The sequence below is a fragment of the Actinopolyspora mortivallis DSM 44261 genome, assembly GCF_000384035.1.
Classification (GTDB): Bacteria; Actinomycetota; Actinomycetes; order Mycobacteriales; family Pseudonocardiaceae; genus Actinopolyspora; species Actinopolyspora mortivallis.
Genome location: NZ_KB913024.1, coordinates 3,054,804 through 3,076,703 on the forward strand (window position 1 = coordinate 3,054,804; position 21,900 = coordinate 3,076,703).

21 protein-coding genes are annotated in these 21,900 nt (G+C 71.1%); 10 read left to right on the forward strand and 11 right to left on the reverse strand.

Annotation, left to right across the window (positions count from 1 at the left end; translation table 11 throughout):
• The first annotated feature begins 10 nt into the window (after positions 1-10).
• The gene (locus ACTMO_RS21135; protein WP_033401548.1) at positions 11-640 is read left to right on the forward strand and encodes a hypothetical protein; all 630 of its coding nucleotides are present in this window, start codon (positions 11-13) and stop codon (positions 638-640) included.
• 109 nt (positions 641-749) lie between these two features.
• On the opposite strand, the gene manB is transcribed toward ACTMO_RS21135, so the two are convergent.
• Positions 750-1,847, reverse strand: coding sequence for a mannose-1-phosphate guanylyltransferase (manB, locus tag ACTMO_RS0114410; protein ID WP_019855393.1), 1,098 nt, complete (start codon positions 1,845-1,847; stop codon positions 750-752).
• A 259-nt stretch (positions 1,848-2,106) separates the two neighbouring features.
• Here manB and ACTMO_RS21140 point away from each other — a divergent pair, with 259 nt between their 5' ends.
• Positions 2,107-2,439, forward strand: a complete 333-nt coding sequence (locus tag ACTMO_RS21140; RefSeq protein WP_019855394.1) for a hypothetical protein — start codon at positions 2,107-2,109, stop codon at positions 2,437-2,439.
• Positions 2,440-2,457: 18 nt separating this feature from the next.
• On the opposite strand, the gene ACTMO_RS0114420 is transcribed toward ACTMO_RS21140, so the two are convergent.
• From ACTMO_RS0114420 to ACTMO_RS0114430, 3 genes are all read right to left on the reverse strand, one after another.
• Positions 2,458-3,333: a glycosyltransferase family 2 protein gene (locus tag ACTMO_RS0114420; protein WP_026449248.1), complete on the reverse strand. Its 876-nt coding sequence runs from the start codon at positions 3,331-3,333 to the stop codon at positions 2,458-2,460.
• A gap of 53 nt (positions 3,334-3,386) precedes the next feature.
• Positions 3,387-4,541, reverse strand: coding sequence for a glycosyltransferase family 4 protein (locus ACTMO_RS0114425; protein ID WP_019855396.1), 1,155 nt, complete (start codon positions 4,539-4,541; stop codon positions 3,387-3,389).
• A gap of 129 nt (positions 4,542-4,670) precedes the next feature.
• Positions 4,671-5,765, reverse strand: a complete 1,095-nt coding sequence (locus ACTMO_RS0114430; protein ID WP_019855397.1) for a glycosyltransferase family 4 protein — start codon at positions 5,763-5,765, stop codon at positions 4,671-4,673.
• A 182-nt stretch (positions 5,766-5,947) separates the two neighbouring features.
• Between ACTMO_RS0114430 and ACTMO_RS21145 the strand changes: the two genes are divergently transcribed.
• Positions 5,948-6,913, forward strand: a complete 966-nt coding sequence (locus tag ACTMO_RS21145) for a glycosyltransferase family 2 protein (RefSeq protein WP_019855398.1) — start codon at positions 5,948-5,950, stop codon at positions 6,911-6,913.
• 39 nt (positions 6,914-6,952) lie between these two features.
• Here the strand turns inward: ACTMO_RS21145 and ACTMO_RS23510 are convergent, their stop codons facing one another.
• The 4 genes from ACTMO_RS23510 to ACTMO_RS0114455 all read right to left on the reverse strand — a co-directional run bounded on the left by ACTMO_RS23510 (position 6,953) and on the right by ACTMO_RS0114455 (position 9,344).
• Positions 6,953-7,474: a DUF6346 domain-containing protein gene (locus ACTMO_RS23510; RefSeq protein WP_019855399.1), complete on the reverse strand. Its 522-nt coding sequence runs from the start codon at positions 7,472-7,474 to the stop codon at positions 6,953-6,955.
• A gap of 135 nt (positions 7,475-7,609) precedes the next feature.
• Positions 7,610-8,548, reverse strand: a complete 939-nt coding sequence (locus tag ACTMO_RS0114445; protein WP_026449249.1) for a WXG100 family type VII secretion target — start codon at positions 8,546-8,548, stop codon at positions 7,610-7,612.
• A 1-nt stretch (position 8,549) separates the two neighbouring features.
• Positions 8,550-8,882, reverse strand: coding sequence for a type VII secretion target (locus ACTMO_RS0114450; RefSeq protein WP_019855400.1), 333 nt, complete (start codon positions 8,880-8,882; stop codon positions 8,550-8,552).
• A 3-nt stretch (positions 8,883-8,885) separates the two neighbouring features.
• Entirely contained in the window at positions 8,886-9,344 is a 459-nt protein-coding gene (locus tag ACTMO_RS0114455; protein WP_019855401.1) for a YbaB/EbfC family nucleoid-associated protein, read from the reverse strand.
• A 265-nt stretch (positions 9,345-9,609) separates the two neighbouring features.
• On the opposite strand from ACTMO_RS0114455, the gene ACTMO_RS0114460 reads away from it, so the two are divergent.
• The 3 genes from ACTMO_RS0114460 (at position 9,610) to ACTMO_RS0114470 (ending at position 13,883) form a co-directional block, all read left to right on the forward strand.
• Positions 9,610-12,129, forward strand: a complete 2,520-nt coding sequence (locus ACTMO_RS0114460) for a glycosyltransferase (RefSeq protein ID WP_019855402.1) — start codon at positions 9,610-9,612, stop codon at positions 12,127-12,129.
• 34 nt (positions 12,130-12,163) lie between these two features.
• Complete coding sequence (locus tag ACTMO_RS0114465) at positions 12,164-13,255, forward strand: glycosyltransferase family 4 protein (protein WP_019855403.1); 1,092 nt, start codon at positions 12,164-12,166, stop codon at positions 13,253-13,255.
• A gap of 166 nt (positions 13,256-13,421) precedes the next feature.
• The gene (locus tag ACTMO_RS0114470) at positions 13,422-13,883 is read left to right on the forward strand and encodes a VTT domain-containing protein (protein WP_245556190.1); all 462 of its coding nucleotides are present in this window, start codon (positions 13,422-13,424) and stop codon (positions 13,881-13,883) included.
• 15 nt (positions 13,884-13,898) lie between these two features.
• On the opposite strand, the gene rfbD is transcribed toward ACTMO_RS0114470, so the two are convergent.
• Both rfbD and rfbB read right to left on the reverse strand, forming a co-directional pair.
• Positions 13,899-14,813 (reverse strand): dTDP-4-dehydrorhamnose reductase, encoded by a 915-nt coding sequence (gene rfbD / locus ACTMO_RS0114475; protein WP_019855405.1) that lies wholly within the window; start codon positions 14,811-14,813, stop codon positions 13,899-13,901.
• Positions 14,810-15,799, reverse strand: coding sequence for a dTDP-glucose 4,6-dehydratase (rfbB, locus tag ACTMO_RS0114480; RefSeq protein ID WP_019855406.1), 990 nt, complete (start codon positions 15,797-15,799; stop codon positions 14,810-14,812). Before rfbB ends, rfbD begins: the two co-directional genes overlap by 4 nt.
• A gap of 617 nt (positions 15,800-16,416) precedes the next feature.
• On the opposite strand from rfbB, the gene ACTMO_RS0114485 reads away from it, so the two are divergent.
• The 4 genes from ACTMO_RS0114485 to ACTMO_RS0114500 all read left to right on the forward strand — a co-directional run bounded on the left by ACTMO_RS0114485 (position 16,417) and on the right by ACTMO_RS0114500 (position 21,239).
• A complete protein-coding gene (locus ACTMO_RS0114485; protein ID WP_019855407.1) occupies positions 16,417-17,889 on the forward strand; it encodes an LCP family protein in 1,473 nt (490 codons plus the stop codon).
• 207 nt (positions 17,890-18,096) lie between these two features.
• The gene (locus tag ACTMO_RS0114490; protein ID WP_019855408.1) at positions 18,097-19,515 is read left to right on the forward strand and encodes an LCP family protein; all 1,419 of its coding nucleotides are present in this window, start codon (positions 18,097-18,099) and stop codon (positions 19,513-19,515) included.
• A gap of 76 nt (positions 19,516-19,591) precedes the next feature.
• On the forward strand, positions 19,592-20,317 hold the full coding sequence (locus ACTMO_RS0114495; protein WP_019855409.1) for a TIGR03089 family protein: 726 nt from the start codon (positions 19,592-19,594) through the stop codon (positions 20,315-20,317).
• A gap of 136 nt (positions 20,318-20,453) precedes the next feature.
• Complete coding sequence (locus tag ACTMO_RS0114500; RefSeq protein ID WP_019855410.1) at positions 20,454-21,239, forward strand: thioesterase family protein; 786 nt, start codon at positions 20,454-20,456, stop codon at positions 21,237-21,239.
• A gap of 27 nt (positions 21,240-21,266) precedes the next feature.
• Here the strand turns inward: ACTMO_RS0114500 and purE are convergent, their stop codons facing one another.
• Positions 21,267-21,755: a 5-(carboxyamino)imidazole ribonucleotide mutase gene (gene purE, locus ACTMO_RS0114505; RefSeq protein WP_033401962.1), complete on the reverse strand. Its 489-nt coding sequence runs from the start codon at positions 21,753-21,755 to the stop codon at positions 21,267-21,269.
• Positions 21,756-21,900: the final 145 nt, after the last annotated feature.

Sequence of the window (21,900 nt, forward strand, 5' to 3'; positions counted from 1 at the left end):
ACGAGCACTCATGAGCCACACAGCCGGACTCCCCCCCAAACCCGACCCCCGAACCGGAGAACCACGCCCACCACACGCCCCGCTCGAACCCGAGTGGAAAAACGCCCAGAAAAAACACCCGAGAGGAGAGAACAAAGCCCCTCAAGCTCCGGAAGGTGAATCGCCCGTACTCGAATGGTTCTGTCCTTCCCGCGGCCAGTCGTTCGGTGTCGGACTGACGATATCTCTCGTCGTCCTCACGTTCGGCATCATCAGAGACGCCGGGATCGGATGGATGACAACGTGGTGGCTCTGGTTGTTCATAGTTCCGTGGCCGTTCGTCACGTTGTTGGCAGGGCGCAACACGCGCATGGCGGCTGGGGCCGACTGGCTTCGTTACGGTAAGAACGGATTCGTCAGCACGTACGAACTCACGTCGGTGAAGGTCACCACGGAAGGCGCTTCCCGCGTGCTACAACTGACCGACGCCGCAGAACGAAAACTTTCCGCGCAACTCAGCGATCTCCAGCGGAACCGTGAGCTGTGGGACCTCGTCTACAACGGCATCCTGCACTCGGTACGCGGCAACGGAGCCGAAACCAACAAACTCGCCCGAACCCTCCTCGACCTCGACAACCCACTCCGCTTCCGGGGACAGTGAGCGACGCGGCTTCCACCGGTTCCGCTGCCACCGAACGCCGAATCACCGAGCCAGAGGCGAACGACGCCCCACCACAGGTGATGGTCAGTACCCCGGCCCGACCACCTGGTCAGCAGTCGTGCGAGAAACGCAGCCCACCGGGCGGCAACTCCACCCCGGGCCAGATCCTGACCCCGTGCCTGAGTTCACAGCCCGCGCCGACCACGGCCCCGTCGGCGACCACGGCCCGGTCCAGCACCACGTCGTCGGCGACCACGGCCCCGGCTCCCACGACGCTGTCGGAGACGACCGCCCCGGAGCCGACACGGGCGTCGTCGAACAGCACGGAAGCCTCGACACTGCTGTGCGCCCCGACCACGGCCCCGGAGCCGACCGTGCTTCCCCCACGCACCACGGCCGTCGGTTCGACCACGGCCCCGTCCAGTACCAACGACTCCCCCACGGGACCGGGCAGCGCCCCGCTGGGAGCCCGTCCGCGCACCAGGTCGGCGGAGCCACGCGTGAACGCCTCCGGTGTGCCCACGTCGAGCCAGTACGCCGAGTCCACGTAACCGTGTAATCGGGCCCCGGACTCCAGCAGCCCGGGGAAGGTCTCCCGTTCCACCGAGACCGGCCGCCCGGCGGGAATGTCCTCCACGACCTCCCGGCGGAAGACGTAGCACCCCGCGTTGACCTGGTCCACCGGCGGATCGGCCGTCTTCTCCAGGAACGCCGTCACCGCACCCCCCTCGTCGGTGGGAACACAGCCGAACCGGGAGGGGTCGCTCACCCGCACCAGGTGCAGGGTCACCTCGGCCGCGTGCCGCCGGTGGGCACGCAGCATCCCGGGCAGATCCACCCCGGAGAGGATGTCACCGTTGAAGACGAACACGTCCGGCTCGCGCAGCCTGTCCGCCACGTTGCGGATGGCCCCGGCGGTGTCCAGCGGCTCGGGCTCGACCACGCACTCCAGCTCCAGCCCCAGGCGGGAGCCGTCACCGAAGTACTCGGCGAACGTCTCCGCCTGGTAGGAGGTGCTCAGCAGCACCCGCCTGATCCCTGCGGCGCGGATCCGCGACAACAGGTGGGTCAGGAAGGGCACGCCCGCCGTGGGAAGCATCGGTTTCGGGGCGGACAGCGTCAACGGACGCAGGCGCGTCCCGCGCCCTCCCACGAGCACCACTGCCTCGGCACCTCGCGGGGGTACGTGCTCGTCCGGACCCGTCATCAACCGTGCTCCCTCCCCGAGCTAGGCAACTCACCCTGACGTAGGAACGTATGGGGAATACTCTGGCAGTAGCAGCGCTGCCCCGGCGCGGCACCCCGTCCGGCACGTTCCGTCCACGTCCGGCCACGGAGAGCGGAAACTCTGCCACGCTGGAGGGGGCCGCCCCGGCCGGACGCCCTCCCGGTCCCGGCGGCACCGCTCGGCCCGCTGGTGCCCGCGCCGCGGCTGACAACCCACCGGCCAGCATTGAGAGGAAACCATGGATCCCCGCAACCGAGCCGACGAAGCGCTAGCTCGTTCGCGGGCACGTGGTGCGTTCGTCGTCACCCCCGACAGCGCGACCTCGCCGATGGACGCCGCCCAGACGGTCCGGATCCCGCGTGAGACGGTCCGCGAACTCGACGGGGCGGACCCGAACTCGACCACGGTCATCCAGGACTCCCACGACCGGTCACGGCAGGCCGACGAACCCGCCCGGCGGGCCTCGGAGGGCGCTCGGCCCGTCCGAGCCGAGTACGAGGACGAGACGCCCACCGCCCCGCACGGCATCACCCCCCACGACGCGCGGAACGCCCCCCAGCGGTTCGACTGAGCGCCTGTCGGAGCGCGGTCACCGCTGCCGCTCGGCCGCCCGCACCGTCAACCGGGCCCGCGCGCCCAGCGCGGCGCGCAGGGCCAGCCGCAGCGGTGCCAGGGCGGGACCGGAATAGCGGTCCGCCAGGTAGCGGTAGGCGCTGCGATGGTGTTCGGCCAGCATCCGCGCCGAGGCCCGACAGGCCGCGTGACCACCGATGTGCACCACCTCGGCCTCCGGCACGTACACGTTGAGCCAGCCCGCGCGGGCCAGCCGGTCCCCCAGGTCCACGTCCTCGAAGTACATGAAGTACCTCGGGTCGAAGCCCGTGACCGAGTCCAGCGCGGCACGGCGCAGCAGCAGACAGGAACCGGACAGCCAACCGGCCGTCCGCTCGGAGGTGCTCTCCGTGGAACGGCGGTAGGCGCGGGTGAACGGGTTCTCCGGCCACACCCCTCCCAGCAGCGCGTGCCCGGCTCCACGTCCCAGGGAGGGCAGGGCACGGGCCGAGGGGTAGACGCTGCCGTCCGGCTGCCGGATCAGCGGTCCGAACGCGCCGCCACGGGGCCAGCGCTCGGTGGCGGCCAGCAGCTCGTCCAGGCTGCCCGCCGTCCACTCGACGTCCGGGTTGGCCACGACCACCCAGCCGAACTCCTCCCCCAACTCGGCGATGCCGCGATTGGCCGCCGACCCGTAGCCGAGGTTGCCCGCCATCCTGGCCAGTTCCACCCCGGGGCGTTGGGCGGCGCGCTCCGGAACCCCGTCCGTGGAGCCGTTGTCGGCGAGCACCACCCGGACCTGACGGTCGGTGGCCTTGGGCAGCGTCTCCAGGAACCGTTCGAGCAGTTCCCCCGGCGAGTAGGTAACCGTGACGACGGCGAGTCCGTCGCCGTAACTCTGGCTGTCACGCACGTCGACATTGTCCACCACGTCGGCGCACGCCACCGCCCGGTCTCCCGGGACGGTCACCTCCGTGCCCTGCGGTGCAGGTGGTCGGCGTGCGCGTAGGCCCGCAGGTGACTCGCCGCACACGCCTGCCAGGTGAACTCCTTGGCGCGCTGCTGGGCCGCGGTCGACAGCTCGGCGCGGCGTGCCGGGTCGTCCAGCAGGGAGGCGATCCCCCTGGCTATCTGGGACTCCCGCACCCCGCAGTAGGCCACGGCGTCCCCACCGACCTCGGGCAGGCTGAGTCTTCGCGTGGTGAGCACCGCGGCACCGCAGGCCATCGCCTCCAGGGCGGGTAGGCCGAAGCCCTCCCCGATGCTCGGGTAGGCCACCACGGCGGCCCCGCCCAGGAATCCGGCCAGACGTTCCACGGGCAGATAGCCCGCCCGGATCACCCTGATCCGGTGCGGCACCGACTCCAGGGCGCGTTCCACCTCGGAGTCCCAACCGGACTGGCCCGCCAGCACCAGGGCAGGCGAGTCGGCACGCCCCACGGCCGCGCGGGCGAAGCCACGGATCAGGGCGGGCACGTTCTTACGTGGTTCCAGCGTGCCCAGGAAGGCGACGTAGGGCTGCTCCCCCAGGGAGAGGTCCCGGCGCACGGCGGCCACTTCCTCGGGTCCCGGCGGGTGGAAACGCTCGGGATCCACGCCGTGGTAGGTCACCCGCAGCCGGGATCTGTCGGCCCCGGCGGTGCGGACCAGTTCCTCCGAGGTGGCCCGGCTCGGCACCACGCACACCGTGGCCCTGCGCAGTGCCGCCCGGGTCCAGGCGCGGAAGAAACGGGCCTTGACCGGAGAGTGCAGGGGCGCCTCGGTGAAGAAGGTCGCGTCGTGCAGGGTGACCACCGAGGCCGTCGGGTTCGCCAAGGGCACGGTGTAGTGCGGGGAGTGCACCACACGCGCCCCCAGTCTGCGCGCCAGCCGGGGCAGGGTGGTCTGTTCCCAGGACAGGCGGGCCGTGCGCGTGGCGACGGCGTCGGCGGCGGGAACGACCCGGCTGTTCGGGGCGATCCTGTGGTACAGCGCCGCGTCCCTGGGCTGGCAGACCACGCTCATCGGTGCCCCCGCGACGTCCAGCGCGGCCAGCAGGGAGTCGACGTAACGCCCCACCCCGCCGCGATCGGCGGGAACGGCTGTCGCGTCGATGAGGACGTGTGGATCACCTCTGTGCACATCAGGCAGCCTAGAAAACACGAGTGGATCATCGTGGCGGGATGGGGAAATCGGTCCCGACGGAGACGGCGAGTTCACCCGTCGGAACCAGAGCCCGGATTCGTCTCCCGACACGTTCGCCCGGGAAGCTCACTTTCCGGTGTGCAGGCGCCAGATCCGGCGCGCGCTGTCCCGCCAGTCGAACAGCCCGGCCCTGGCCCTGCCGAGGCGGCCCAGCTCCGCGCGGCGGTGCGGGTCCCCGAGCACGGCGGCCAGCGCCTCGGCCAGCCGTCCCGGCTCGGACCGGGGAACCGTCACCCCCGCCCCACCGGCCACTTCCACCAGGGCCGGGGCGTCCGAATGCACCACCGGCACCCCGTGGGCCATGGCCTCCAGCAGCGGAAGTCCGAACCCCTCGGCCAGGCTGGGCGCCACCAGCACACTCGCCCGGCGCAGCAGCACCGCCAACTCGGTGTCGTCGACGGAGTCGAGCCAACGCACCCGGGAACGCACCCCGTTCCGTTCGGCCAGCCGCAGCGGGTCCACCCCGCCCCAGCCGGGCTTTCCCACGACGAGCAGCGGCGTTCCCTCCAGTTCCGGACGGCTCAGCGCCTCGATCAGTGTCGCGTGTCCTTTGCGGGGTTCCACGGTGCCCACCACGAGCAGGTACCGCTCGGGAAGGTCCAGTTTCCGCGCCGTCCGCTCCGCCTCGTCCGGGGCCACCTCGACCGGATCCGCGCCCTCACCCACCACTTCGAGGTGGGCGGAGACCCGTACCCTGCGCCTGAGGTCCCGGGCCACCGCCTCGGTCGGCACGACCAACGCGTCGGCCGTGCGCGCGGCCCGCGCCACGACCTTCCGGTGCCAGGAGGCACCGCGTGGGGTCAGCGTCTCCGGATGGGTCCACGGGACCGTGTCGTGCACGCTGACCACCAGACCTCTCCTCCCCCGCACCGGCGGGAACAGCGGGGTGGGAGCGTGTACGGAATCCCCGCCCACCCCGGGGGGCAATCCGTGACGCCAGGCCAGCGTCAGCGCCCTACGCGGCAGCGGCAGGACACGCGGCCCCTCCACTCCCTCCACCACCGCACGCGAGGGATCCCCTCCGGAGCTGACCACGCTGGCCACCGTCCACCCCGGTGGGGCGGTGGCGGCCAGCGCGCGCAGCAGTTCGCGGGTGTAGCGGCCCGTCCCACCGGGGACCGGGGACAACAGTTGTTCGGCCGTCACGACCAGCTCGGGCACCGGCTTCTCCGGAAGAACTCACGGGGGTCCGGGGCGTTTCCCCGGAACGGATGCGGTTGGCACGGCGGCCCTCGGCACACCGTCTCCGAGGCCCCGGGAGAGCTTTCCGTGGATGAGCTCCCCGGGAAAGGGTGCCGGGGAGCTCGGAAGCGACGGCGGCGGGGGCGGATACTCTCGATCGGGTGAACACAGGCTCGAAGAGCACCGTCGTCGTGGTCACCTGGCGCGGACGCGCCCATGTGGGGCAGTGTCTGGACGCGTTGCGGAAACAACGCCCCCACCGGCTGCTGGTGGTGGACAACGCCTCCGACGACGGCACCGCTCGGGTACTCGCCGAACACCCGAGCGAGCCGGAGGTGCTGCGCCTGCCCCGCAACCTCGGCTACGCCGGGGGCGTGCAGCGGGCCCTACGGCGGGTGGAGACCGAGTACGTGGCCTGGCTCAACGACGACGCCCGGCCGGACGCCGACTGGCTGGAGACCCTGGAGGCCGCGCTGGACTCCTGCCCGGAAGCGGCGGCGGTCGCCTCCCGGTTGTACGGCGCGGACGGGACGGTGTCGAGAGGAGTGCGGCTCACCGTGACCGGTCACGGCACCGACACCGCCGAACCGCAGCGGGTGTTCGGGTTCTGCGGCGGGGCGGTGCTGCTGCGCACCGCCGCCCTGCGGGAGGTCGGCGGTGTTCCGGCGTCGTTCTTCTGTTACTACGAGGACACCGACACCTCCTGGCGGTTGCGGCTGGCCGGTCACGGGATCCTGCCCACCACGGCGGGCTGTGCGCACACACCCGGCACCTCCTCGGCTCCGGGCTCGGCCCGTTTCCACCTGTGGAACGAACGCAACCGACTGGTGACGCTGCTGCGCTGCGCTCCCGCCCGGATCGCCGCGCGGGAGGTGCTGCGGTTCGGCGCGATCACGGCCGCGCTGCCGCTGCGCCGACTGCGGGGCACCGCGGTTCCGGAGGCGGCGAACTTCCGCGTCCCGCTGCGACTGCGGGTGTTGGGACAGCTGCTCGCGCGGCTTCCGCGCACACTGCGGCAACGCCGCCGCGTGACCGCCCGGTCCGTGGTGGACCGGCGGCGGGTGTGGAACCGCTGGTCCGAGGCCGGGCGGCACCAAAACCGACTGCCGGAGGCCGAACCTCCGTAGCGCCGAAAACGGCTCCCGTCGGCGAAGCCCGCGGTTCCCTCACGCCTCAACGGCGGTTTTGGAGCCGAAACGCGCGCGCAGATCCGCCCAACCGAAGAGAAGGCACCCCACCCCGAGGATCCCCGTTCCCACTACGCCGATGCTGCCCAGCACGGGTTTCGGACGGTAGCCCTCCCGGAAGACCCTCTGTTCGGTGCTCGTGCTTCCTCCGTTGCCGGTGGCCACAGCCCGGTCGACCACGGCGACCTTCTTGCCGATGTCGTCCGGGGTCAGCTGCGAACCGGTCACCTCCCGCATCTCGGTGGTGCCGTCCTGCCAGGTCACCCGCGCCCAACAGATGTGGCCGAAACCGACCACATTGCCGCCGTCCGGGGTCTGTGAGTCCGCGATCGGCCCGGCGAACCGACACCGCTGGGCCACCGCCGTCCCGTGGTTCGTCACCTCCGAACCCACCACCGTCATCCCGAAGAACGGGATGACGACCAGGATCGCGGCAGCGAACAACAGCAGCCCCAGCGGTATCAGCATCACGTCACGGACCACACACAAGAAGTCCTTCACAGCCCGGGAGTCCTTTCCCCAATCGATCGGAACGCAGCCTGTCCCCGTCCCGGAGCACCTCACGGAACGAAACACCGAGCTCCCCACCCGCTGGGGCGGGTCGGGAACCGGTCGACGAGGAACGTCGTCCCGCACTCATGTTCCGTCGGTGAAGTCGTGGTCGTGCTCGCCGCGCAGGTGCTTGGCGTAGTCCTGGTCGTCATGGGTGGCCCCGATCGCCGCCGTGTTGCGGACCACCTCCTCGGACAGGGTCAGGTTCGCCGCTCGGCTTTTGCTGGCGAACTCCTGGACGGACTGGCCCAGTTTCGAACCGGGCTGAAGCGTGTCGTCCACCTTGGCCAGTGCCGGCTTGGCCTTCCCGACGATCTCGGCGAGCTTGCGGAAGGAACCGACGATCCTGTCCAGCCACTTGGAGACCTTGCTGGCCCACTTGGCCACGATCCGGATTCCGTCGGCGACGATCAGCGGCGTCGCCGCCCCCAGTGACAGTCCCGCCGCGGCCGAGGAACGGACGAGGTAGGTGACCAGCTCGGACATGGCCGAGGCGATCATGTCCCGCACGGTGGTGCGCACGACCAGCAGCGCCGTGCCCGCGGCGGAAACGGCGGAACCGAGCAATTTCGCGATCTCGGCGGCTCCCTCGACGAGCTTGGCCTCCCCGGAGGCGAACATCCGGTAACCGTCCGCGGCGGGTCCCCGCCAGCCGGCCGTGTCGGCGTCCACGGCCTGTTGCATGTCCGTGGCGGCCCCTCGCAAGTGGTCCGAGATGTTGGCCCAGGTGTGCGCGTTGGCCTGCACCTGGTCGTGGTTTCCGGCCAGTGAGTCCAGCATGTCCGGCAGCGGCCAGACGTGTTCCATCATCCAGGCGAAGGCGGAGGTCAACAAGGCGTCGAACGGGTCGGCCGCCACCGCGACCGCGTCCAGCCCCGCGGCGGTGGCCGTGATCCCGGCCTCGCACCAGTCCTCGTTGTCGACGGCCCTGGCCGAATCGACGGCGAAGTCGACCACCATCAGACCGTCCTCCCACTTCTGGGAGTCAGGTTCGGCCTCGACGAGCGGGTTCTGTTCGGCCATCTCAGATCTCTCCCAGTTCGTCGCGGACAGACTCCAGCAGCTCACCGGCCTGGCGGTCCACCTCGTCGTAGGTCTCGGCGGCACCGCGCACTCCGGCGGCGGTGGCCTCCACGGCCGCCGTGGCCGTGCCGATGGTGGTGAGTGCCGCCGTCTCGAACATCCCGATCAACGGTGTCAACACGGGGCTGCACAGCACGCCGTAGGCGTCCGTGCCGTTCAGCGAGACCTGCCCGGCCGCCTCCCGCGCGGTCCCGAGCCGGTCGGTCACCTTCCCCAGGTTCCGGGCGTGCTGTCGTACGGCCCCGGTGTCGACTTCGAATCCGCTCTGTGCCAAGGGTCACCTCCTGCGTGAGTTCATCCAGTCGAACTCGTCGAACTCCTCGTCGTCCTCGCCCCGCGTCGACGCGGCAGCCCCCTCCCGTGGTTCCGCGTCCTCGGCGGGGAAACGCTCCCGCATCCCGGACAGCACCGAACCGAGCGTTTCGGTGTCCGCCCCCAGCACCGGCTCCATGGCCTCCCGCATCCGCTCGGTCAATCGGGTCTGCGCGGCACGCACCGTGGACAGGATCTCCGAGGAGAGTTCCTCGGGCCGCTTGCGCAGTGCCCCCTCGGTGAGGTCCAGTTCGGCCAGGTTCCCGTTCTGGTCGACGGTCACCCGCACCGACCCGTCCCGGTTGGACTCCTCGGCGCGTACCGAGGAGGCGGCCTCCCTGATGCGGTCGGCCTGGCGCATCTTGTCCTCGATCCGCTCGCGGAAACCGGCGAGCGTCTCGTCCGGGTCCGACGGTGTCGTCATGTCCTTCTCCTCGTGAACTCGGCGGAACGGACCTCCGTGCCCGGCCCCCACGCCGGGCCACGTGGCGCCTCATGATGAAACCAGACAGACAGTCACTCTGTCGGAGGATTGTTTCCGAACGCGCGTGGACAGCGGTCATGGACTCGCCCTCGCTCGTCTCGGCGACGCCGATTTTCGGCACAACCGGCCCGGCCCCGGACCGCCCGAAGGCCGGACCTCCCACCGCCGGGTATCCGTCGCACGGCCGTAGGGCAAGCTTGGGAACGTGGCTGACTCCCGGGACAGTGCCGACCTGCCGACCGTGTCGGTGATCACCGTCAACTACCGCACCACCGAGGACACCGTCACCTGCCTGAGCAGGCTGCGCGCGGAACTCGACTACCCCGCGGACAAACTCGAACTGATCTGCGTGGACAACGCCTCGGACGCCGACAGTGCCGCCCGCCTGGGCTCTCTCCGGGACGTGCGCCTGATCACCTCGGCGGACAACCTCGGCTTCGCGGGCGGATGCAACCTCGGTGCCCGCGCGGCGAACGGCGACGTGCTGGCCTTCCTGAACAACGACGCCGTCGCCCATCCACAGTGGGCCCGCAGCGCGGTACGTGTGCTGCGCGACGAGCCCACCGTCGGGGCGGTGGCGGGCAAGGTGCTCGACCGGTCGGGAGAGCGTGTCGACTTCGTCGACGGCGGGCTGACCTGGTTCGGCATGGGCTACAAGCGGCACGCGGGCGAGATCGACGACGGCAGTCACGACGCCCCCAGGGACGTGCTGTTCGGAACCGGCTCCTCGCTGTTCGTGCGGGCCGAGCCGTTCGCCCTGCTGGGCGGTTTCGACGAGCGCTTGTTCATGTTCTACGAGGACGTGGACCTGGGCTGGCGGCTCAACCTGCGCGGGTGGCGGGTGCGCTACGTGCCGGAGTGCCTGTCCTACCACTCCCACCACGGCTCCATGTCCGGTGTGGACTCGGCCCGCGAGCACTACCTGTTGGAGCGCAACGCGCTGGCCGTGCTCTACAAGAACGCCTCGGAGGACACCCTCGCCCGGGCGCTGCCCGCTGCGCTGGCGCTGGCCGTGCGCAGGTCCACGGCACGCGGCGAGGTGGACCCGAAACAGCTGGAGTTGGACCGCCGCCCCGAGGATCCGGCGGAGGACGGGACCACCCCGGTCAGCACCCAGGCCCTCGCCGGGGTGCTGGCCATCGACCAGTTCGTCGAGCTGTTACCCGAGCTGCGACGCTCCCGCGAGGTCGAGCAGCGCGAGCGGGTCCGGACGGACGTGGACCTGCGCCCGCTGATGCGCAGGGCCCTGGAACCCGCCTACCCGCTGCCGCGCTACCTGGCCGCGCACGACGTCCTCGTGGAGGCCTTCGGACTGGACCGGGCGTTCGGCGCGCCGCGTCGGATCGTGGTGATCACCGGGGACGCGGTGACCGAGCGGATGGCCGGTCCGGCGATCCGTGCCTGGCACACCGCCGAACTCCTCGCCGAGGAACACGAGGTGCGGCTGGTCAGCACCAACGAGCGCGTGCACACCCACCAGGGGCGCTTCTGCGTGCTGCGCGCCGACGTCAGGGAACTCGCCGGTCACGTGGAGTGGGCCGACGTGGTCGTGCTCCAGGGGCACGCCCTGGAGATGGTCCCGGCGTTGAAACGCGCCGACTCCGACAAGATCGTGGTCTGCGACATCTACGACCCGATGCACCTGGAGCTGCTCGAACAGGGCAGGGACACCGACGAGCAGCGCCGTCACGCCGACCTGCGCGGGGCGACCGAGGTGCTCAACGCGCAGCTGCGTCGCGGCGACTTCTTCCTGTGCGCCTCGCAGCGCCAGCGCCACTTCTGGCTGGGGCACCTGGCAGCGCTGGGCCGGATCACACCACGGATCTACGACACCGACCCGACCATGCGTTCGCTGATCTCGGTGGCCCCGTTCGGCCTGCCCGCGGCGCCGCCCCGGCGCACCGGCCCCGGGATCAGGGGCGAACACACCGGCATCGGCGCCGAGGACAGAATCGTGCTGTGGGCGGGCGGGGTCTACAGCTGGTTCGACCCGCTCACCCTGCTTCGCGCCGTGCACCGGCTGTCCGAGCGGAGAAAGAACCCGCGGTTGTTCTTCCTCGGCATGAACCACCCCAACCCGGAGGTCCCCGAGATGGGGATGGCCGACCGCACCCGCGAACTCGCCGAGGAACTCGACCTGGTGGACCGCCACGTGTTCTTCAACGAGGGGTGGGTGCCCTACCGGCACCGTCAGAACCACCTGCTGGACGCCGACTGCGGAGTCACCACCCACTTCGAGCACGTGGAGACCACCTTCTCCTTCCGCACCAGGATGTTGGACTATCTCTGGGCGGGTCTTCCCGTGGTCACCACGGAAGGCGACTCGTTCGCCGACCTGGTGCGGGAAGAGGGGATCGGGCTGGTGGTACCCGCCGAGTCCCCCGAGGAACTCGCCGAGGCCCTGGACCGCGTGCTCTACGACGAGGACTTCGCCGCACGGTGCCGGGAACGCCTCGCCGAGGTCCGTGAACGCTTCACCTGGGAGTCCGTCCTCGCCCCGTTGACCGAGTTCTGTCGCGACCCGCGCCCGGCCCCGGACCGGTTGCGCGGTTCGGCCCCGCTGAGCCGCAGCCCACGGGAGAGCGGGGTCGCCGCGCTGCGCAAGGACGTGGCGCTGCTGCGTGAGTACCTGGATCGGGGCGGTCCCCGGGAGGTGGCCAGACGCGCCGCGGGCAGGATCCGCCGCGTGGCCACGCGACGCCTGCGCGGCGGGGATTCGGAGTGAGCCGGGGGCTCCTCACGGTGGAGACGGCACGGGCGTGCGGCAACGACACGTGGAGAGGACCCGGGACGTGCGCGTGACCCTGGACGGCACCCCGGTGTTGGGGAGGCGAACCGGCATCGGGCGCTACACCGCGCGACTGGCGCGGACCCTGGCCGAGTTCCCGAGCACCCGGGTGCGGCTGCTCGGACTGACCACCCGGGGATGGCGCGCGTTGCGCGAGAACGCCCCGCCGGGCACCACGGCCTGCGGCCCTCCGGTTCCGGCCCGGCTGCTGCGTTCCTGCTGGTCGCGCGCGGAGTTCCCTCCGGTGGAACTGCTGTGTCCGGGTGCGGAGGTGGTGCACGGAACGAACCTCGTGCAACCCCCGGCCACCCGTGCCGCCGGGGTGCTGACCGTGCACGACCTGGACTTCGTCGACGCGGCGGGGGCGGGCCCCGACCCACGTGGTTTCGTGCGGTCGTTGCACCGCGCGGCCGTGGTGTGCACTCCCACCCGGGCGGTGGCCGACCGGCTCACCGCCCGGTTCGGCGTGGATCCGGACCGCGTCGTGGTCACCCCCCTCGGGGTGGACGGTGCCTGGTTTCACGCCGAACCGCCGGACGCGGCGCTGCGGGAGCGCTACGGGCTGCCTGCCGAATACCTGCTCTTCGTCGGCCAGCCCGGTCCCCGCAAGGGGCTGTCCACGCTGGTGGAGGCGCTCGACCCGGAGCTCCCGCCGCTGGTGCTGGCCGGGCCACCCGCCACCGAGCCCCCCCTCGTCGACAGTGGACTGAGAAGCACCGGATACCTGCCCGAGGAGACGCTGCGCCGGGTGGTGGCCGGTGCGCGGGCGCTGGTGCTGCCCTCCCGGGACGAGGGGTTCGGACTGCCCGCCCTGGAGGCCATGGCGGCGGGAACCCCGGTGGTGTGCAGCGACATCCCCGCACTGCGAGAGGTCACCGGTGGGCACGCGCTGCTGGCCCCGCACGGCGACTCCTCCGCGCTGCGGTCCGCCCTGCACAGGGCCGTGAGTTCGGAGAGCGACCACGGGATCGCGGCCGCGCGCCGACACGCGGCCGGGTTCACCTGGCGGCGCTGCGCCACCGAGACACTGCGGGCCTACCGGCTGGCACTGACCAGCCGCTGAGCACCCTCCACTGTCACGAAAACCGTCTCACCACCCCGCCCCGTCCGGTTACGATCACCCCGGGTGGGCACTGACGCACCGACAGTGCCCGGGAAGCACTCGTCGACGGGTTCCCCGTGTTCCCCCGTGCGGAGGTCCGGTGCTCTGGGTTCTCAGTGTTTTCACCGTGAGCGTGTCCACCGCCGTGGTGCCGGTGTTCAGTTCCGAGGTGTACCTGGTGAGTGTGGCCCTGACCCAGCCCGAACTGTCCTGGTGGGTGTTGGGTCCGGCCGCCGCCGTGGGACAGCTGGTGGGGAAAACGGTCCACTACCTGGCGGCGCGGGGGGCGCTGCGGATTCCCCGGCTGCTACGTCGGGGTCAGCACCGGCCCGACGGGGCGACACTGCGGAGGCTGCGCGCGGCGTGCACGCGGCACCGCCTGTCCGGAGCCACGACCGTGTTCGCCAGTGGCCTGGTGGGGCTGCCTCCCTTCACGCTCGTGGCCCCGGCCGCGGGACTGCTGAAGGCCCCGCTCGCGGTGTGGGTTCCCGCCGCGACGGTCGGACGGCTCATCCGGTTCTGTCTGCTGGCCGCGCTTCCCGGGCTGTTGCACCTGGGCATACTGCCCCTCGACTGGCCACCCTGGTGAGTGGGTTCGCCCCGCTCACCGCCCCGGCCAACGGGTCCCGTGGTGGCGGAAGGCCGCGTTCAGCGCCTGCCGCCACGGACGCAGTCCGGTGAGTCCACTGTCGGTCCACCTCCGGTCGGACAGCACCGAGAAGGCGGGGCGTGGCGCGGGGCGGGGCACCTCCGAGGAGGGAACCGGGCGTACCCGCTCGGGGTCGGCTCCCAACTCCTCGAACACCGCCCTGGCGAACTCGTAGCGGCTGGCCACACCGCTGTTGGTGCAGTGCAGCACCCGGTGGACAGCGTCCCGTCGCACCACGGACTCGGCCAGTTCCAGCAGCCCGCCGGCCAGGTCGGCCGCCCAGGTGGGGGAGCCGAACTGGTCGTCGGCGACGGAGAGCGTCTCCCGCTCGCCTTCCAGCCGGACCATGGAACTCACGAAGTTCGTCCCGGCGGCTCCGTACACCCAGGCCGTGCGCACCACCCACGAGCGGGGGTGGGTGTCGAGCACGGCCCGTTCCCCGTCGAGTTTCGTGCGCCCGTAGACGCTGCGCGGCCCGGTCTCGTCCTCGGGCTCGTAGGGCTGCCGTGCGTCCCCGGAGAACACGTAGTCGGTGGAGACGTGCACCAGGGGGACACCGCGCTTGCGGCAGATCCGGGCCAGCGTCGCCGGGGCCGTGCTGTTCACGCCGGCCGCCGTCGCGCTGTCGGACTCGGCGGCGTCCACGGCGGTGTAGGCGGCGAGATTGACCACGACCGGGCGCAGCCCCGAGTCGGCGGCCGCGTCGGTGAAGGAGTCCACCGCGTCGGTGAGCGCGGCGGAGTCGGTGACGTCGAGTTCCCCCGAACCGGGGGCGTGGACCAGCCCGTTGCGGGCGCCCCGGGCCAACCCGGCCAGCTCGACGCCGACCTGCCCACGTCCTCCGGGGATCAGCAGGGCGGGCGGAGTCATGCGAAGGCCCCCTCGTGGGATTTCAGCGGTTGCCACCAGGAACGGTTCTCCCGGTACCAGCGGACCGTCTCGGCCAGCCCCTCCTCCAGACCGACCCGGGGGGCGTAGCCGAGTTCCCTGCTGATCTTGTCGTAGCGCAGCGAGTAACGCCGGTCGTGTCCCTTGCGGTCGGTGACCGGCAGCACCATCGACCAGTCGGAACCGGTGGCCTCCAGCAGCATGGCGGTCAGTTCCGCGTTGGTGAGCTCGGTTCCGCCTCCGATGTTGTAGACCTCCCCGGGCTCGCCGGACTCGGCGACCAGTTGGATGCCACGGCAGTGGTCGGCCACGTGCAGCCAGTCCCGCACGTTCCTCCCGTCGCCGTAGAGCGGGACCTTCCTCCCGTCGAGCAGGTTCGTCACGAACAGCGGGATCATCTTCTCGGGGTGCTGGTACGGCCCGTAGTTGTTGGAGCACCTGGTCACGCACACCGGAAGTCCGTGGGTGCGGTGATAGGCCCGCGCCAGCAGGTCCGAGCCGGCCTTGGAGGCGGAGTAGGGCGAGTTCGGTTCGAGCGGGTGCCCCTCCGACCAGGAGCCCTCGTCGATGGAGCCGTACACCTCGTCGGTGGAGACGTGGACGAAACGGCTCACCCCGGCGGCCAGTGCCGCCTGCAACAACGTGTCGGTCCCCACCACGTTGGTGAGCACGAAGTCGGAGGCCCCCGAGATGGAACGGTCCACATGGGACTCGGCGGCGAAGTGCACCACCACGTCGGTGCCGGGCATCCACTCGGCGAGCAGTTCGGGGTCCCGCACGTCACCCCGGACCACGCGCAGCCGCGGGTCGGTGGAGAACTCGGCCAGATTGGCGGTGTTGCCCGCGTAGGTGAGCTTGTCCAGCACCACCACCTCGGCACCGGCGAAGGCGGGGTAGTGCCCACCGAGCAGCTGCCGCACGTAGTAGGAGCCGATGAAACCGGCCCCTCCGGTAACGAGAACCTTCATCGCGCCTTTCCTGTAGAACCCTGTGGCCGTGGTCGCCGGGAAGCGGGGCGCACGACGGAGCCGCCCGCGGCCACGCCACGCCCCTGACGCCGGCCCGCACCACGGCCTCCGTGGAGTCTGACATGCGGGCTCCGGCCGCGCTCCACCAACCACGCAACCCGACGCGCACACGACGCGTCACCTGAAAGAGTATGCCGCGCGTCGCGTCGACCGAACGCACCGTGCCGCTGTGATCGGCGTTAACCTGCACCCGCAAGGCCAGTACAGCCTCTTTCCGAGGTGATTCCGGCCCGCCAGGCACCCAAGGAGGACTCGCCGTGGACAACCGCCCACGACGGCCAGGCGACCCTGACGGACACCCCCACAGGCCCGGTCCCCGTCAACCCCGTCGGAACGGCGGGGAGGGCGGGCCGCGACCGCTCGACTCCGATGGGCGCGGCGATCCGGGCGGCTCACGGCCGTCACGGCGTCCCTCGCGGGCCGAAGCCGACTCCGGCGGCGGGGTCCGGCGGGACCGGCGCGACGGAACACGCGCGGAACCCCGCAGCGCTCCACCCGCGAAGGACGTCTGGGCCGACCGGCGAGGCGGCTCCACGCGGTCCTCCCGGGGCGGCCGCGTGACGCTGCGTTCCGTGCAGATGTGTGTGGCCACGCTCTCGGTGATCGTGCTGGCCACCACCGGCTACGCCTGGGGAACCCTGCGGGGGTTCACCAGCAGTATCAGTGGGGACCTCAGGATCAACAACGAACGGGACTCCCCCGACGGAGCGACCGACATCCTGTTGGTCGGCAAGGACAGCCGAACCGACGCGCAGGGCAACCCGCTGCCGGACGAGGTGCTGCGCAAGCTCCGGGCCAGCGACGCCGGTGGTCACCTCACCGACACCATGATCCTCCTCCGCATCCCCGACGACGGCGAACACGCCCGGGCCGTGTCCTTCCCCCGGGACACCATGGTCGACATGGGGAAGTTCGGCACGAACAAACTGAACTCCGCCCTGAACCGCAAGCGGGTCGCCACGCTGCGGAAACTCAAGGCCGAAGGGGTCACCGACGAGCGCGAGCTGGCCCGCGAGTCCCGGATCGCCGGGCAGCAGTTCCTGATGGACACCATCGAGGACTTCGCCGGGGTCAGCATCGACCACTACGCCGAGGTGAACCTGCTCGGCTTCTACAAACTCACCCAGGTGGTCGGAGGGGTGAAGGTCTGCCTGAAGAACCCGGTGGACGACCCCAACTCCGGGGCCGACTTCCCGGCGGGAACACAGACCATCTCCGGCGCCGACGCGCTGGCCTTCGTCCGACAACGCCATGGGCTGCCCCGGGGAGACCTGGACCGGATCGTGCGCCAGCAGGTCTTCATGTCCGGGCTGGCCCGGAAGATGCTCTCGGCGAACACGCTGGGCAACCACGGCAAGCTCCAGGAGTTGATGAACGCGCTCGGTGACTCGGTCCTGCTGGACGACGGCTGGGACGTGTTGGACTTCGCCACGCGGATGCAGGGCATCGCGGCGGGCGACATCACCTTCGAGACTATCCCCGTGGAGATGACCGGCCCCAGCTCCGGCCTGAAGGCCGATCCTGTCGAAGTGCGGCGCTTCGTGGACAACCTCCTCCTGCCGCCGGAGGAACGCGAGGCCGCGCGACGCGAGGCCGAACGTGCCGAGAAGCTGCGCGCCGAGACCGAGGTGAACGTCTACAACGCCTCGGGCGTGTCCGGGCTGGCGGGCCGCGTCCGGGACGACCTCGACGAGGACGGATTCGAGCGGGGGGCGGCGGCCAACGCGGAACGGATGCGGGAGGAGTCGGTGATCCGCTACTCCTCCGGCGACCGGGAGGCCGCCGAACTCGTCTCGGAGGAGCTGGGCGGGATCACCGTCGAGCAGAGCTCACAGCCGGAGCCGGGCACGGTCTCCGTCTACCTCGGAGACGACTATCAGGGCCCCGGAGCCAGGAAGTTCACCGGTACCGACGGGTTGCGGCTGGACGGGAGGACGACGAACCGGGCTCTGGGTACCCACAGCGACGGAAGCGACCAGCTCGGCGACGGGAAGTCCATCACCGCCGACGGCATCCCCTGCGTGAACTGAGGCTCCACCGGTCCGGGGAGCACCGGCGGGCCACCACGGCGGCGAACACGACGGACACCCCCGAACCGGGTGATCTCCACACGAGCCGGCACCCCGAACGTTAGCCTGTGAACAGCCCCGATCCGGGCCGAGGAGCCACGGGCCCGGCCCGGATCGGGCCTCACGGCGATCCTGTCCGGACACCACGCCCGAGAGGGAGGACCACAGGTGGACGAGCCCGAGGAGCGGTCCCCGTCGTCCGGCGCGGCGCCCGACGACTCCGGACGGCACCGCACCCCGGAGAGCTCGGCGGAGGAGGTCGCCCCCGGAGAGGGGCCTCGACCGCGTTCCACGGAAGAGGAGTCCGGCGGTGAGCCGGAGGATCCGGGCCCGGGAACCCGTCGGGGTTCCGCACGCCGCCTCGCCCGGCTCGTGGGCCGGGGGCTGCTCGTGGTGCTGTCGGTGCTGGCGCTGGGTGTCACGGCGACCGGCTGGACCGTGGTCCAACGGTTCCAGAACGGGACCGCAAGCGTCGACATCCTCGGTGGGAACTCCATGCGGCAGGTCGACGAGAGGGACACCGCCGAGGACATCCTGCTCGTCGGCAGCGACAGCCGAACCGACACGCAGGGCAATCCGCTTCCCCCCGAGGTGCTCGACCTGCTGCGCACCGAGTCCGCCTCGGGGTTGAACACCGACACGATCATCCTGGTCCGCGTTCCCGAGGACGGCAGCGAGGCCACGGCGATCTCCATCCCCAGGGACACGGCGGTGGAGTACGAGGGCGGAACCGAGAAGATCAACGGGATCTACGGGCTCACCAAGGCGGACCGGGCCGAGCGGTTGCGCGCCGAAGGCGGCCACGACGAACGGGAGATCCGGCGGAAGTCCCGGGTGGCCGGTCAGCGTGCGCTGGTCGAGGCCGTGCAGTCGTTGACCGGTGTCCGGGTGGACCACTACGCCAAGGTGAACCTGCTGGGTTTCTACGAGGTCACCAAGGCGTTGGGCGGGGTGCGGGTCTGCCTGCGGCGTGCCACCAGCGACGAGGACTCGGGGGCGGACTTCCGGGCGGGTCCCCAGGTCATCTCGGGAGCCGACGCGTTGGCCTTCGTACGGCAGCGCCACGGGCTGCCCAACGGGGACCTGGATCGGATCGTGCGCCAGCAGGCCTTCCTCGCGGCGGTGGCCGACAAGCTGCTGTCGACCGAGATCCTGACCGACATGTCCGCGATGAACCAGCTCGTCACGGCGGCGCGCAAGTCGGTCGTGCTGGACAGCGACTGGCAGGTGATCGACTTCGTGGACCGGATGCGGTCCCTGGCCTCGGGGGAGATCGGCTTCACCACCATCCCGGTGGAGAACACCACGGCCACCGACGAGCGGGGCCGCAGCGTCGTCACCGTGGACGAGAAGAGGGTGCGCCGCTTCGTCGCTGATCTCGGGGGCGACGTGGACTCCACCGACTCCGGCGGAGCCCCGGGGAACCCCTCGTCCGAGCCGGACGGTTCGACCGGATCGACACCGCGCTTCACGGGCGGTTCCGGGCTGGTGCTGGACGGAGCCCGCTCCACCGGGGAAGGCTCGACGGCGGCGAGCGCCCGGACCGGTGGGCGGATCACCACCGACGGGATTCCCTGCGTCTACTGACGCCCCGGCCGGGGCCGGTCGACTCCGGTGTGCGACAGAGCGACCGGATGGTGATCACGTCCGTTAGTCTGCACGCATGAGCGTCACCGAAGCGCTGCTGAGTCCGCTGTTGGCCCGGGGGGCACCGCGCCCGTTGATCACGCACTACGACGAGGCCGTGGGAGGCCGGGTGGAACTGTCCCGAGCCACCGTGGCCAACTGGGCGGCCAAGACGGCCAACTGGCTGACCGAGGAACTCGACGTCGAACCGGGAACCCCGGTGGCCGTGCGTCTGCCCGCGCACTGGCAGACCGCCGGAATCCTGCTCGGGGCCTGGTGGTGCGGGGCCAGGGTGGTGCACTCCCCCTCCGCCGCGGAAGCCGCTTTCGTGCCGGGAGACCGGATCGCCGAGGGCGAGGGTTCGGGCGCCACGGTGGCGGTCGCGCTGGACGCGCTGGGAGGATCGGTGTCCTGTCTGGACGAGGACGTGGTGGACTTCGCCTCCGAGGTACGCATCCGGGGCGACGAGTTCACCCCGTTGATCCCCGTGTCCGGGGACACACCCGCGCTGCTGGACCGCACCGTGGACGAGGTGGTCAGCGCCGCCCGCGAGCGCGCCGAGACGCTGGGCATCGGTGGGAACGACCGCGTACTGTCCGCATTGGACTGGACGTTGCCGCACGGGGTGCTGGACGGTCTGTTGGCCGTGCTGGCGGCGGGGGCCTCCCTGGTGCAGCTCTCCGGTCTGGACGAGGCGGATCCCGGAGTGCCGGACAAGCGGCGCGCCGACGAGCGCACCACGGTGGAGCTGGGCCTGGACTGAGTACCCACGGATTCCGGAGGGCACGCCGGTTCCGCCCGGCGAGGTCGCGCCGACCGGCGTGTCCCGAGGAAGCCCACACCGAGAAACGACCCCGAACCGTCTCGCAATTTTCTTTACCGACGAGTAGCATCCGGGTGTGTCCGACAACACGCAGACGCTGTTCCAGTTCACCAGGGACGGGTTCCTGCCCACCGAGGCGGCTGGCAACCCGTGGGGAGAGCTGACCGGGGGCGGACCGGTCGCCGGGCTGCTCACCCGCGCCGTCGAGCGGTCCCTGCCCGACGAGGAACTGTCCCTCGCCCGGATGACCTTCGACCTGATGCGGCCGGTGCCGCGTCGTGAGGTGGCGGTGGACACGCGAACACTGCGCTCCGGGAAACGGCTCCACGTGGTGGAGGCCGAACTCACCTGCGAGGGCCGCCCCCTGACCCGCGCCACCTTCCAGGCCCTGCGCCCCACCGAGCTGGACGGCCGGGGCGAACGGACGGAAGTCCCGTTCCCCGGACCGGACGGGATCCCCGACGGCTCGTTGATCCCGCCCGAGTTGGGGCTGCGCTGGGGGGTGCACGACGTGGTCGACGTCCGCTGGGTCGCCGACCAGAGCAGCCCGGACGCCAGTCGGCTGTGGATGCGCATGCCCGTGCCGCTGCTGCCGGGCGAGGAGCTCAGCCCGCTGGTGCACACCGCGACCCTGGTGGACTGCGTCAGCGCGGCCAGTCCGGTCGGCGAGCTGTTCGGGCCGTGGATCAACACCGACATCACCTGCTATCTGCACCGCAGGCCCGCGGGGGACTGGCTCGGCATGGAGATCCGGCGTTCGGTGGAGACCAACGGGATCGGCCTCGCCCGGGCCCGCCTGTTCGACCGGCAGGGTGCCGTCGGCACCGCCCAGGAGGCCGTGCTGGTCAACGACCTCGGCTGAGGAAGGGCCAGGCTACGGCCTCGGCAGTCACCGCTCCTCGGCCCGCTGCCGCAGCGCGGCGTGCTTGTCCAGCACCTTGCCTTCCAGCTCGTCCTGGTACTCGGCCATGCGGGAGCGCAGCCTGCCGCCCAGCTCACCCGAGTCGGCCGAGAGGGTGCGCACCGCCAGCAGCCCGGCGTTGCGGGCACCGCCGACCGAGACGGTGGCCACGGGGATACCGGCGGGCATCTGCACGATCGACAGCAGCGAGTCCATCCCGTCCAGGTGCTTCAGCGGCACGGGCACGCCGATCACGGGAAGCACCGTGGCCGAGGCGACCATGCCGGGCAGGTGCGCCGCTCCCCCGGCACCGGCGATGATCACCCGGATTCCCCGGTCGGCGGCGCCACGCGCGTAGTCCAGCATCCGCCGCGGAGTGCGGTGCGCCGAGTACACCCCCACCTCGTGGGGAACCCCGAACTCGGCCAGAACCTCCCCGGCCTCCCCCATCACCGGCCAGTCCGAGTCACTTCCCATCACCAGACCGACCAGTGGCTCCCCGGAACGTTGCTGTTCCCCCGACTCCGCCAAGGTTTCCTCCCGATACGTGGCTTGCGAACTCCCCGCAGAGCCTAGACCTCCCCCGGCGGCGGAGTTCGCGCCGGAGTCTTGAGGACGGTCC

Coding starts and splice junctions, on each gene's coding strand:
- ACTMO_RS21135 (WP_033401548.1), top strand. CDS start 11: ATGAGCCACACAGCCGGACTCCCCCCCAAACCCGACCCCCGAACCGGA.
- manB (WP_019855393.1), bottom strand. CDS start 1,847: ATGACGGGTCCGGACGAGCACGTACCCCCGCGAGGTGCCGAGGCAGTG.
- ACTMO_RS21140 (WP_019855394.1), top strand. CDS start 2,107: ATGGATCCCCGCAACCGAGCCGACGAAGCGCTAGCTCGTTCGCGGGCA.
- ACTMO_RS0114445 (WP_026449249.1), bottom strand. CDS start 8,548: ATGGCCGAACAGAACCCGCTCGTCGAGGCCGAACCTGACTCCCAGAAG.
- ACTMO_RS0114455 (WP_019855401.1), bottom strand. CDS start 9,344: ATGACGACACCGTCGGACCCGGACGAGACGCTCGCCGGTTTCCGCGAG.
- rfbD (WP_019855405.1), bottom strand. CDS start 14,813: ATGACTCCGCCCGCCCTGCTGATCCCCGGAGGACGTGGGCAGGTCGGC.
- rfbB (WP_019855406.1), bottom strand. CDS start 15,799: ATGAAGGTTCTCGTTACCGGAGGGGCCGGTTTCATCGGCTCCTACTAC.
- ACTMO_RS0114495 (WP_019855409.1), top strand. CDS start 19,592: ATGAGCGTCACCGAAGCGCTGCTGAGTCCGCTGTTGGCCCGGGGGGCA.
- purE (WP_033401962.1), bottom strand. CDS start 21,755: ATGGGAAGTGACTCGGACTGGCCGGTGATGGGGGAGGCCGGGGAGGTT.